Here is an 11,953-nt window from a genome sequence, read left to right on the forward strand (position 1 = left end):
CGAGGACCGTGACCGGAACGGGGGATGTGTTCGACGGCGACGACCCGGCACCGACTGGTGACGGATCTCGTTCGTCGAACGGTCGCCGCACCGACGACGTGATGCAGGCCCCGGGGACCGGTGGAGAACCGGGACCCGGGGCCGAGCCCGATGCTGCCCTGCTCGCCGAGGTGCGGGCGGGCCGAAGCCATGCCTACGGCGAACTCTGGGAGCGCTACGCCCCCGCTGCCCGCCGCCTGGCGCGCCGGTTGCGGCCGTCCGGAGATGCCGATGACCTGGTCAGCGAGTCCTATCTGCGGGTGCTGCGCTCCATCCGTGCGGGCAACGGCCCACAGGACAACTTCGCCGCCTATCTGTACGCCACGCTGCGCCGGCTGGCCATCGACGAGACCCGTTCGCCGCGCTCCCGGGTGGTCCCGACCGACCAGTCCGACGATCTGGACGCGGCGCATCCGTCGGCCGAGGAACTGTTCGCCGAGCTTGCCGACCAGCGCACCGCCGTCGCGGCCTGGCACAGTCTCCCGTCCGAGACCCGCGACCTGTTGTGGCGAGCGGTCGTGGACCAGCAGCGTCCGACCGCGATCGCCCGGCAACTGGGGGTCAGCGCCAACGGCGTCTCCTCGCGCGTCCGGCGCGCCAAGGAGCGGCTGCGCGAGGCGTACCTGACCGAACACGCGCGGACCGCGCGGATCCCGGCCTGCCGCCCGGTCCGACCGCTGCTGGCGCGCTACGTCCGCGACGCCCTGGGCCCCGCGAAGCGCCGCATGGTCGATGAGCACCTCGACACCTGCGCCGACTGCGGGCGCGCCCTGATCGTGCTGCAGACCATCGACAAGGCAATCGTGGCCGTGATCGCACCGGTCGTCGGAGCCGGCGCGTGGGCCGCCGCCGATGCCCTGGCCGGCACGGCGCCCGTGGCTCGCGCGCAGGGGAACCCGGGACCCGGTGACCGGGGGTGGGGCAGGCAGCGAGACGGCGGCCGAGAACACGGCGGCCGGGCCACCCACTCCGTTGCGCGCATCCTGGTGGCGATGCTCGCCATCGCGGTCGCGGCCGCGATGGCGTACGCGCTGAGCCGACCCGAGGCCCCTGCGCCCACCGGGTTCGGACCGGCCGCGGGGACCGGCAACGGTGCCGGCGCACCCCCGCCGGCAGATCCACCCCCGCCCCCGCCCCCTGCGGGTCCGCCGGCTCCTCCGATGGGCCCGCCCGCTCCCCCGATGAGCCCACCCGGCCCCGACGACGGCGCCCCGGCCGGCCCGCCAACCCCCGGACCGGCGTCCCCGGGACCCACGCTTGCCACACCGAAGGCCAATGCGGTCCGCCGACCGCGTCCCGCGCCGACCGTCGCCCCCACCCCCGCGCGCCCTCCCGTCGGGCCGACGGCGCTGCCGTCACCACGCGCGCCGGAACCCAGCCCGTCGCTGCGCTCGGTCTCGCCGAAACCCAACCCGTCGATGCGCTCGGTCCCGCCGGAACCGAGGAGCCCCGCCACGTCCACCCCGACACCGAGGCCTACCGCCACCCCCAGCCCGACTCCCACCCCCAGCCCGACTCTGACCTCGAGCCCGACTCTGACCTCGAGCCCGACTCTGACCCCCAGCCCGACTCTGACCCCCAGCGCGTCACCGAGCCCGGCCGGCACGCCCACCCCCACACCGACACCAACACCCACACCGAGCCCAACACCGAGCCCGACACCGACACCGAGCCCGGCCCCCTCCGTGTGGACGATGGAGATCGAGATGAGCGAAGACCTCCCGGTGGGCTACGTGGCGGCGCTCACCGTGCCGGAGGGTTATACGTTGACCTCGGTTCGTGACCTCCACTACGGCGAGCCCACGGAGCACCTGGAGGTGCCCGGGCGGACATTCGTCGATGCCGTGCAGCCGGGGCGGCTGCTGATCCGGGGAACGCGGGAGCCCGGCGCCGAGCCGGGCTCGCTCACCGCCGATCTGCGCAGCTACGGCGGCCGGGAGCTCGCGGGCAGCGGCAGCTACCCGATCCCCTGACCGGAAAGAAGTTCGCGATCTCGCGACACGGTCGGCGGGGTGCCTCGTCTTCATTGGTGGCGGATGACTCCCCGGGGAGGCTCCGCCGTCTGTCGGGGGGGCAGGCCGTTGTGGCCTGCAAACGCGGCCCGGGCCAGCGGCCCGGGCCGCCTTCGAGTTCTTGACCCGGGTCCGACCCGTTCGACGACTGGGCGCCCCCCGTGCCCGCCCCTATCCTGACGTGATCATGACTGCCGCCGACAACCCGCCCGAGTCCCACCGCCGCGAGGTGGTCTCGTTCGTGCGCCACCGGGCCCGGATGACCCCGGCCCAGCAGCGGGCCTGGCGCGAACACGGCCCGGACCACCTGGTCGAGGTGGACAAGGGCGCCGGCCACGGCGCAATCTCTGCCGGGCAGAGCGTCGACTGGTCCGCGGTCTTCGGCCGCCGGTCCGAGCTGGTCGTCGAGATCGGCTCCGGCGCGGGCGACTCGCTGGTGGCGATGGCAGCCGAGCGTCCGGATCTCGACATCGTGGCATTCGAGGTGTTCCAACCGGGGATCGCCGCCACGATGATCAAGCTGAATCGCGCCGGCGTGCGCAATGTCCGGCTGGTCGAGGGCAACGGCGTGCACGGCCTGCAGCATCTCTTCGCTCCCGGCTCCCTCGCCGGCATCTGGGTCTTCTTCCCCGACCCGTGGCCGAAGACGCGCCACCACAAGCGACGGCTGGTGAACCCCGAGTTCGCGGCCCTCGCCGCGTCCCGGTTGCGGCCGGGGGGCCGCCTGCTGGCGGCCACCGACTGGGCACCGTACGCCGACCGGATGCGTCGGGTGCTGGACGCCGAACCCGAGTTGATCAACGAACATCCCGACGGGTGGGCGCCACGCCCGGCCGGCCGCGTGATCACCCGGTTCGAGGGCCGCGGCGAACGCGCCGGACACGACATCCGCGACCTGTCCTATCGCCGCCGATGAGATTTCGAATCGACCTCGCCTACGACGGCGCGGGCTTCTCCGGGTGGGCGACCCAGCCGGGGCTGCGCACGGTGCAGGGCGAGCTGGAGTGCTGGCTGCCCCGGGTCCTGCGCCTCGACGCGCCGACGCCGCTGACGGTTGCCGGCCGCACGGACGCCGGCGTCCACGCGCGCGGCCAGGTGGCCCACGTCGACCTGCCTGCCGACACCGACCCCGACCGACTCACCCGCCGGCTGCGCCGGGTGCTGCCGGCCGACATCACGATCGCCGCCGTGCGGCCGGCGGCGCCGGGATTCGATGCGCGGTTCTCGGCACTGTGGCGTCGCTACGCCTATCGGCTGTCCGACCGGCCCGCCGATCCGTTGCTGCGCAACCAGGTCGTCGCCGTGCCCGGCCCGCTGGACCCCGAGGCGATGAGCGAGGCGGGGTCGCGACTGCTCGGCCTGCGCGACTTCGCGGCATTCTGCAAGCGCCGCGACGGCGCGAGCACCGTGCGTACCCTGCTCGAACTGCACGCGGAACGGATCGCCGACGGACCGTTCGCCGGGGTGGTCGAGCTGCGGGTACGCGCGGACGCGTTCTGCCACTCGATGGTCCGCTCCCTGGCCGGCGCGCTGGTGGCGGTCGGGCAGGGCCGCCGAGACCTCGCCTGGCTGGACGCGGCCGGGGCGGCGACCGCCCGCCCGTCGTCGATCCAGGTGATGCCGGCCCACGGACTCACCCTTGAGGAAGTCGGCTATCCCCCCGATGATCGGATGGGGGCGCGAGCGGACGAGGCGCGAGCGTACCGGCAGCCGCCGGAAACCGGACCGGGTGACGGGCAGGAGTTGAGGTGAGCGGCCAGTACTTCGAGACCCCCACGGGCCCCATCCGTGCGCGCGAGGTGACGGCGACGATCTGGGACCGCGAGTTCCGCTTCGCCACCGCGAACGGCGTCTATTCCGCCGCGGGGCTGGACCCGGGCACGGGCGTACTGCTGCGCGAGTCCGAGCCGCCCGGCCATGGCGGCCATCTGGTCGATCTCGGCTGCGGCTGGGGCCCGATCGCGATCGGGCTGGCGGTCTGCGCCCCCCAGATCACCGTCGATGCCGTCGACGTGAACCGCCGGGCGCTGGAGTTGTGCGCCCGCAATGCCGAGGCCGCAGGAGTCGCGGACCGGGTACGCGTCCTGCACGCCGACGAGGTCGACCCGACCACCCGCTACGACGAGCTGTGGTCCAATCCACCGATCCGGATCGGCAAGGCCGCCCTGCACGATCTGCTGTTGGAATGGTTGCCCAGGCTGGAATCGGGCGGCCGCGCGCGGATGGTCGTCGGCCGCAACCTCGGTGCCGACTCGCTGCAGCGCTGGCTGGTCGAACAGGGCTACCCGACCGAACGCGTCGGCAGCGCGAAGGGCTTCCGGATCCTGCAGACCACAGCTCCCTGAGCCGGCCGCCGGGGCCGGCTTTGGGGGAGTATTGTCGACACCAATGGCCGCAGGTACGCGCAAGCGGCTGGCGCGGCCGGGACAACACCGACGAAGGGATGACCCATGGGTATTGGTGACCGGATCCAGAACGCCGCCGAGGACGCCATCGGCAAGGCCAAGGAGGCCGTCGGCGACCTGACGGACAACGACAAGCTCAAGGCCGAGGGCAAGGTCGATCAGGGCAAGGCCGACGTGAAGAACTTCGGCGAGGACGTCAAGGACAAGGCCGGCGAGGCCCGGGACTCGTTCGAGAATCGTCGCGACCAGCACTGACCTGCTCTCCGGCGGACGCCACGGCCGAACGGGCCGGTGTCGTCTATCGTGCGGGGCGTCGCCTTCGGGCGGCGCCCCGCACGTCTGCGTCCGATCACTTGTCCGGCCACCGGGAGGTACGCCCGATGACTCCAGCCCGTCCGCTCGCGAAGGTGCTCTCCGCGCTCGCCGCGACCCTGCTGCTGCTGTGGCCGGCGCTGCCGGCCGCCGCGGCGCCGCCGGCCCAGGCCGCCGCGGACGCCGGGGCCTGGCTGGCGGCCCAACAGGCACCCGCCGACGACCCGACGGTGATGGTCGATGTGGCCCTCGGCCTCGTCTCTGCCGACCGGGGCGACGACGCCGCGCGGCTGGCCGATGAGCTGGTCGCCGACGCGGGCGATGCCGATGCCGCGTCGGCGGCGAAACTGGCGGTGCTGGTGAGCGCGACCGGGGGCGATCCGGCCAATGCCGGCGGGACGAATCTGATCGAGGCGATCGGCAAGGGCACCGCGAAGGACGGCCAGGTGGGCCAGTATGGCTCGGCCTTCGGTCAGGCCTGGGCGATCCTGGCCTACGCCTGGGCCGGCGAGGAGGTCCCCGACCAGGTGGTGACCAAGCTCGGCGACTACGTCGACCCGGCCGGCTCGGGCGCCTTCGGGTTCGAGACCGACGGGAAGTTCAGCCCGGATGTGGACAGCACCGCGATGGCGATCATGGCGCTGTCGAGGCTGACCGAACCGAGCAAGCTGCAGGAGCCGGCAATCGCGTGGCTGGAGTCCCAGCGTGCGGCCGACGGAAGCTTTCCGGGCTTTTCCAAGGTGAACTCGACCGGGCTCGCGGTCGCCGCGCTGACCGAACTGGGCCGCGACGAGACCGCGGGCCAGGAGTGGCTGGCGGCCCAGCAACTGCCGGACGGGTCGCTGCCGGCCGCCGAGGGCGGTGCCGGAGACCTGCGCGCGACGAGCCAGGGCGTACTCGGCCTGACCGGCATCGGGTACGCCACCCTCGTCGGGACCCAGGGCGCCGACCTCGGCGGCGATGTCGTCTCCAGCGACGAGGGTCCCGATACCTCCGACGGGCTCAGCCCGGGGCTGCTGGTGGGAGTGGCGGTCGCGGTCGGCGCCGGCGTGCTGGCTGCTGGGCTGTTGCTGACCCGGCGTCGGCGTACCACGGAATCTTCCGGTACGGCTGCGGGCGCACCCCGCGACCGGGACGGGTCGACCGACTCCTAGACTCATCGGCGAGAGGCCACTTGTGCTCAACCGCCCTTGAGGACGCATGCTGGCAGGTACAAGATCAACGAGAGGAATCGATCATGGCCGAGTACACCCTTCCCGATCTCCCCTATGACTACGCCGCGCTGGAGCCGCACATCTCCGCCAAGATCATGGAGCTGCACCACGACAAGCACCACGCGACCTACGTGAAGGGCGCGAACACCGCGGTGGAGAAGCTGGCCGCGGCCCGCGAGGCCGGTGATCTGGCCAACTTGAACCAGTTGACGACCGACCTGGCGTTCAACCTCGGCGGTCACGTCAACCACTCGATCTTCTGGAAGAACCTGTCGCCGGACGGTGGCGGTCAGCCCGAGGGCGAGCTGGCCGCGGCCATCGACGAGAACTTCGGCTCCTTCGAGAACTTCCAGAACCAGTTCACCACCGCCGCGACCGGCATCCAGGGCTCCGGCTGGGCGATCCTTGCCCACGACCCGCTGGGCGATCGGCTGAGCATCTTCCAGTTGCGTGATCAGCAGGCCCAGATCCCCGCGACCCAGACGCCGCTGGTGGTCCTCGACATGTGGGAGCACGCGTTCTACCTCGACTACCTCAACGTCAAGCCGGACTACGTGAAGGCCTGGTGGAACATCGTCAACTGGGCCGATGCCGCGCAGCGCTTCCAGGCTGCTCGCGCCATCCCGTCTCCCCAGGCGGAGTGAGTCCGACCCGTTCCTGACCGCGCGAGCCCGGTCCGCCTCCCTGGGCGGGCCGGGCTCGCCGCATTCAGGCGTGAGAACATCGGGCGATGGACGAGCAGCAGGCGCGCCGGGCCAGGGCCGCCGAGGAGGACGCGAACGCGCGACTGCGCGCGGACGCGGTGCCGCCCGGGCCGGTGCGGGCCTACGGGGAGGATCCCGACGAGCTGGTGGAGGTCTTCGGCCCCGCCGACGGCCCTGCCGTGGTCTTCGTGCACGGCGGCTTCTGGCGGCCGGCCACCGACCGGGCCCACGCCCGCACCACGGCGCGCGCGCTCGGCGATGCCGGGTACGCGGTGCACCTCGCCGAGTATCCGCGAACACCCGGCGACCCGGACCGCACACTGACCTCACTGACCCGGTTGGCGGGTACGCCGGCCGCCGGATACGGGCGCGGGGTGGACACGCTCGGCGAGGCGACCTGGCTCGGGCACTCCGCCGGCGGCCACCTGGTGTTGTGGCTCGCCGCGCGCGGCCTGATCGCGGAGGCGATCGCGCTGGCGCCCGTCGCGGATCTGGCCGCGGCCCGGGAGCAGGGGCTCGGCCGCGGGGCCGTCGCGGCCTTCTTCGGCGACGGTGATCTTGCCCGCTGGGACCCTCGGTCGTTGGCAGGCGCCGACGGCCCGGGTCGGGTCACCGTCCTGCACGGGACCGACGACGTGACGGTGCCGATCGAGCAGGGCCGGGCCTTCCCGGAGTCCCTGGTCGAGCTGCCCGGCGCCCACCACTTCGACGTGATCGATCCCGAGTCACCGCACTTTCGCGAGGTCGTGGCCCGGCTGCCCCGCGGCGGCCCCGCACCGTCGACGCAGGAGTAGCCCCGGCTCAGCGGAGCTGGCGCTCGATCGCGTCGAGGGCGGCCTCGACCTCGGCGAAGCTGGTGCTCAGCGGCGACAGGCCGAGCCGGATGCCGTCGGGCTCGCGGAAGTCGGGGATGACCCCCTCGCCCCACAGCGCCCGGTAGATCTCTCGGAATGCCGGGTGCGCGAGCGTCACGTGCGCACCGCGGCGCTCCGGATCGCGGGGCGAGGCGACCCGCACCCCGAGGCCGGCGAGGCGGGCGTCCACCTCGGCGATCACGTACTCGCCGAGCTTGATCGACTTCTCCCGGATCGCCGGCAATCCGGCCCGCTCGATCAGCCTGATCATGTCGGCGATCGGCGCCATCCCGAGGATCGGCGGCGTACCGCTGACGAAGCGGCGCATCCCGGTGGCCGGCCGATAGTCCGGGCCCATCGCGAACGGGTCCGCATGCCCCATCCAGCCGGTGATCGGCTGCTCCAGCCGATCCTGCAGCCGTGCCGCGACATAGCCGAAGGCGGGTGCGCCCGGGCCGCCGTTCAGGAACTTGTAGCTGCAGCCGACCGCAAGATCGACATCAGCGGCATCGAGAGCGACCCCGACCACCCCGGCCGAGTGACACAGGTCCCACAACACCAGCGCGCCGGCCTCGTGTGCGATGGCGGTGATCGCCGGCAGATCGGCCAGCCAGGCCGATTTGTAGGCGACGTGGCTCAACAACACCACGGCGGTACGCCCGTCGACGGCGTCGGCGACCTGCTCGGGGCTGACCCCGGCCGCCGGATCCGGTCGCAGCCAGACCAGCTCGGCGCCCGTCTCCCGCGCGACCGCGGCGGCCAGATAGCGATCGGTGGGGAAGTTCTCGGTGTCGAGCACGATCCTGCTGCGCCGCGGGTCGAGCGCCACCGCCGCCCGCAACCACTTGTAGAGCAGCACTGTCGTCGAGTCTCCGATCATGGTCTGCCCGGGTCCGGCGCCGAGCACCACCCGTCCGAGCTCGTCGCCCAGCCGCAGCGGCTCCGCCATCCACTGTTCGTCCCAGGAGCGGATCAGCCCGGTCCCCCAGGCACCGTTGATCAACTCCTGCACGCGCTCCGCGCTGGCCCGCAGCGGCCGGCCGAGCGAGTTGCCGTCGAGATAGGCCGACACCCCCTCGGCCGGCAGGAACTCCGCGCCGAACTGCGCCAATGGGTCCGCGGCGTCGAGCTCGGCGGCCCTCACGCGCCGATCTCCGTGCGTACCGAGAACAGCTCGGGGAAGAACGTGAGGTCGAGCGCGCGCTGCAGGAAGCCGACGCCGGACGATCCCCCGGTGCCGGTCTTCATCCCGATCGTGCGCTGCACTGTCTTCAGGTGCCGGAAGCGCCAGAGCTGGAAGTTGTCCTCCAGGTCGACCAGCTCCTCGCACGCCTCGTAGACGTCCCAGTGATCATGGGCGTTGGCATAGATCTCGACGAAGACCTCGGTCAGTTCCGCGTTCGGCGTGTGCGCGAGGGTGACATCGCGGTCGAGCACCTCGGCCGGGATGGCGTACCCCCGACGCGCGAGCGCGCGCAGGAACTCGTCGTACAGGCTCGGCGCCTCCAACAACTCGGTCAGCAGGGCATGGGCGTCGGGGTCGGCGCGGTGCACGTTGAGCATGCCGCGATGTTTGTTGCCGAGGGCGAACTCGACGGCGCGGTACTGCCAGGACTGGAATCCCGAGGAGTGACCGAGGAAGCCGCGGAACTCGGCGTACTCGGTCGGGGTCAGGGTGGCCAGCACCGACCACTGCTCGGTCAGCGTGCGCTGGATGTGCTTCACCCGGGCGATCCGCTTCAGCGACTCGCGGAACTCATCGGCCCGCAGCAGCGCGGAGGCCGAGCGCAGCTCGTGCAGCACCAGCTTGAACCACAGCTCGGTGGTCTGGTGCTGGATGATGAACAGCAGCTCATCGTGATGCTCGGGCCGGCTGACCGGATGCTGGGCCGACAGCAGGGTGTCCAGATCGAGATAGGAGCCATAGCTCATCTCGCTGGCGAAGTCGGTGTGGATGCCGGACTCGATGTCTCGGGTGTTGCTCACCAGCGCACCCTAACGCCGAGGCGCCGGGCCGGGCCGGTCAGGCGTCGTCCGCCTTGCCGAGATAGACCCCGTCCGGGTCGTCGACGATCACCTCGATGCCGTCGGCCTCCAACCGGCGCCGACCTTCCTGCAGCATCCGCAGCCCGACATCGTTGACGGCGAAGACCCGGGTCAGGTCGAACACCGCGCGCGGCTCGGTGATCGGTTGCTCGACCAGCGCGCGCAACATCCGCTCCGCCTGCGGGAACTGGACGCTGCCCTGAAGCTCGAAGACCGCGCTGTCGGCATCGTCGCGCCGGGACCGCATCACCGACCGCGCGGGCTGCGGCGCCTCCATCATGTGCATGCCCATGTCGTCCGACAGCCGCTCGAAGATCTGCACCCCGCGGACGCTGTTGCCGTGCGCATCCAGCCTCGGCGAGAACGTCGCCAGTCCGACCTGCCCGGGCAGCGCGCCGATCAGCACCCCCGACACCCCGCTCTTGGCCGGGATGCCGACGCTGGTCACCCAGTCGCCGGCCGCGTCGTACATCCCACAGGTCGTCATCACGCTCAGCACCTGCCGGTTCACCCGCGGCGGGATCACCTGCTCCCCGGTGAGCGGCTGGACGCCGCCGGCCGCCAGCGTCGCCGCCATCACCGACAGGTCGTGCGCGGTGACGTTGATCGAACACTGCCGGATGTAGCCGCGCACGGCGTCCTCGGGGTCGCCCTCGACGATGCCGCGCGAGCGCAGCAGATTGGCCAGGGCGCGGTTGCGGTACGCCTCGGACATCTCGGAGGCGAACACCGCCTCGTCCACGGTCAGCTCGCGCCCGGCCAGCCGGCCGGCGAACTCGCGGAAGCGCTCCACGCGCGCATCGAGATTGTCGCCGTCGATCAGGGCATGTGCGGCGATCGCGCCCGCATTGATCATCGGATTGCGCGGCCGCCCGGTGGCGGGGTCCAGCGAGATCTCGTTGAACGCATCCCCCGACGGCTCCACATCGATCTTCTGCAGCACGGCCTCCAGCCCGCGATCGATGACCGCCAGCGCGTAGGCGAACGGCTTGGACACCGACTGGATGCTGATCTCGTCGGCGGTGTCGCCGACGTCGTAGACGGCACCGTCGACGGTGCACAGCGAGACGCCGAGCCGGTCGGGGTCGGCGTCGCGCAGTTCGGGAATGTAGTCGGCCGGCGCGCCGGAGGTGTCGCCGCCGCAGGTGTCGAGCACCTGGGTCAGATAGTCCGGAATCGGTGACCTCACGGGCCGAGCCTAACGGAGCCGGACGTCCGGCCCGCTGGGCTGCACGGGTACGCCGCGGCGGCGTCCGGGCACCGACCGGACGCGGTGTCCGGGACGTCCGGGAGGACGGGCCGGCCCTTGTGGGACAGGCGGGCCGGGCCGTGGGCTGGGGTTCCGGGAAACGACGAGAGGATCCATGATGACCGCTCCCACGACGCCGCGCCGCCTCGGCCGGCGCATCTTCGCCGGGCTCGGCGCCGCGGCCCTGAGCACCGGCGTACTGCTCGGCGGCCTGTCGACCGCGCCCACCGCGACCGCTGCGCCGGCGCCGGCCGAGCAGACCGCGGCCTCGACCGACATCCGCACCGCCCAGATCAATCTGCGCGGCCTGGACTACTACCACGACGCCGTCGACGGCGAGAACGGTACGAACACCTTGGCCGCCGTCCGCGCCTTCCAGACCGATGCCTGCATCGAGGTGGACGGTTCCTACGGGCCGCAGACCGCAGCGGCCGTGTCGGCGAAGATCAAGCAGGTGCAGGCACGGGTCGGCATCGACCAGGACGGCTCCTACGGGACCGCGACGACGGAGGCGGTGCGCAAGTACCAGACCGCCAAGGGCCTCAAGGCCGACGGGATCGCCGGCCCCGAGACGATGCGCAGCATGGGCATCTCGCGGACCGACTGCGAGGCGCCGACGACCGACGAGCGGGTCAAGAAGATCCTGGCGCTCGCCGAGCAGCAGGTCGGCATCGTGGCCGGCCCGGATGCCCAGAAGTTCTTCTACGGCGAGTGGTCGCACCTGGACACCACGAACCGCGAGACGGGCAACTGGTGCGCGGGCTTCGTGTCCTGGGTCACCAGCAAGCAGCTCGGCCTCCACCCCTACAACATGGTCGGGGTACGCCACTACCGGGCCAAGGCCGAAGCGAACGACGAGATGAGCTTCGTCGGCCAGGCCCGCCCCGGCGACTTCGCCGTCTACGACTGGGACAACAACGGGGTCTGGGACCACATCGGCATCGTGAAGACGGTCAACGGGGCGTCGTTCACGACCATCGAGGGCAATACCTCCGGGCCGAAGGCGAAGTCCCAGGTCGCCGAGCGCAACCGCGGCACCGACCAGGGCTACGACGTGGAGTTCATTCGCCTGAAGTGAGGCGCGGTCAGGACTGACGCGCAACGGGCGCCGCACCACC

Annotated in this window: 12 protein-coding genes; 9 read left to right on the forward strand and 3 right to left on the reverse strand. The window is 71.9% G+C overall.

Translation table 11 applies throughout. From position 1 onward, the window contains the following. Positions 1 to 8 precede the first annotated feature (8 nt). The 8 genes from GGQ54_RS04675 to GGQ54_RS04710 all read left to right on the forward strand — a co-directional run bounded on the left by GGQ54_RS04675 (position 9) and on the right by GGQ54_RS04710 (position 7,480). Positions 9 to 2,012 carry a sigma-70 family RNA polymerase sigma factor gene (locus GGQ54_RS04675; protein WP_179444336.1) on the forward strand — a complete coding sequence of 668 codons (2,004 nt, stop codon included), beginning with the start codon at positions 9 to 11 and terminating at the stop codon, positions 2,010 to 2,012. A 226-nt stretch (positions 2,013 to 2,238) separates the two neighbouring features. Next, on the forward strand, positions 2,239 to 2,967 hold the full coding sequence (trmB, locus tag GGQ54_RS04680; RefSeq protein ID WP_179444337.1) for a tRNA (guanosine(46)-N7)-methyltransferase TrmB: 729 nt from the start codon (positions 2,239 to 2,241) through the stop codon (positions 2,965 to 2,967). Next, a complete protein-coding gene (truA, locus tag GGQ54_RS04685) occupies positions 2,964 to 3,803 on the forward strand; it encodes a tRNA pseudouridine(38-40) synthase TruA (RefSeq protein WP_179444338.1) in 840 nt (279 codons plus the stop codon). The genes trmB and truA overlap by 4 nt, the downstream gene beginning before the upstream one ends. Continuing rightward, positions 3,800 to 4,396: a methyltransferase gene (locus GGQ54_RS04690; RefSeq protein ID WP_179444339.1), complete on the forward strand. Its 597-nt coding sequence runs from the start codon at positions 3,800 to 3,802 to the stop codon at positions 4,394 to 4,396. Before truA ends, GGQ54_RS04690 begins: the two co-directional genes overlap by 4 nt. Before the next feature lie 105 nt (positions 4,397 to 4,501). Beyond that, a complete protein-coding gene (locus GGQ54_RS04695) occupies positions 4,502 to 4,711 on the forward strand; it encodes a CsbD family protein (protein ID WP_179444340.1) in 210 nt (69 codons plus the stop codon). Between the two features lie 125 nt (positions 4,712 to 4,836). Then, complete coding sequence (locus GGQ54_RS04700; protein ID WP_179444341.1) at positions 4,837 to 5,922, forward strand: prenyltransferase/squalene oxidase repeat-containing protein; 1,086 nt, start codon at positions 4,837 to 4,839, stop codon at positions 5,920 to 5,922. 83 nt (positions 5,923 to 6,005) lie between these two features. Further along, on the forward strand, positions 6,006 to 6,626 hold the full coding sequence (locus GGQ54_RS04705) for a superoxide dismutase (protein ID WP_179444342.1): 621 nt from the start codon (positions 6,006 to 6,008) through the stop codon (positions 6,624 to 6,626). A gap of 86 nt (positions 6,627 to 6,712) precedes the next feature. Next, positions 6,713 to 7,480, forward strand: a complete 768-nt coding sequence (locus tag GGQ54_RS04710; protein WP_179444343.1) for an alpha/beta hydrolase family protein — start codon at positions 6,713 to 6,715, stop codon at positions 7,478 to 7,480. Positions 7,481 to 7,487: 7 nt separating this feature from the next. Here GGQ54_RS04710 and GGQ54_RS04715 read toward each other — a convergent pair whose 3' ends face one another. The 3 genes from GGQ54_RS04715 to GGQ54_RS04725 are packed head-to-tail and all read right to left on the reverse strand — an operon-like array spanning position 7,488 to position 10,775. Continuing rightward, positions 7,488 to 8,684 carry an aminotransferase class V-fold PLP-dependent enzyme gene (locus GGQ54_RS04715; RefSeq protein ID WP_179444344.1) on the reverse strand — a complete coding sequence of 399 codons (1,197 nt, stop codon included), beginning with the start codon at positions 8,682 to 8,684 and terminating at the stop codon, positions 7,488 to 7,490. Then, complete coding sequence (kynA, locus tag GGQ54_RS04720; protein WP_343045852.1) at positions 8,681 to 9,526, reverse strand: tryptophan 2,3-dioxygenase; 846 nt, start codon at positions 9,524 to 9,526, stop codon at positions 8,681 to 8,683. The genes GGQ54_RS04715 and kynA overlap by 4 nt, the downstream gene beginning before the upstream one ends. A 37-nt stretch (positions 9,527 to 9,563) precedes the next feature. Beyond that, entirely contained in the window at positions 9,564 to 10,775 is a 1,212-nt protein-coding gene (locus GGQ54_RS04725) for a glutaminase (protein ID WP_179444345.1), read from the reverse strand. Between the two features lie 178 nt (positions 10,776 to 10,953). Between GGQ54_RS04725 and GGQ54_RS04730 the strand changes: the two genes are divergently transcribed. After that, the gene (locus GGQ54_RS04730; protein ID WP_179444346.1) at positions 10,954 to 11,913 is read left to right on the forward strand and encodes a peptidoglycan-binding protein; all 960 of its coding nucleotides are present in this window, start codon (positions 10,954 to 10,956) and stop codon (positions 11,911 to 11,913) included. Positions 11,914 to 11,953 lie beyond the last annotated feature (40 nt).

It is taken from the genome of Naumannella cuiyingiana, from assembly GCF_013408305.1.
GTDB lineage: Bacteria > Actinomycetota > Actinomycetes > Propionibacteriales > Propionibacteriaceae > Naumannella > Naumannella cuiyingiana.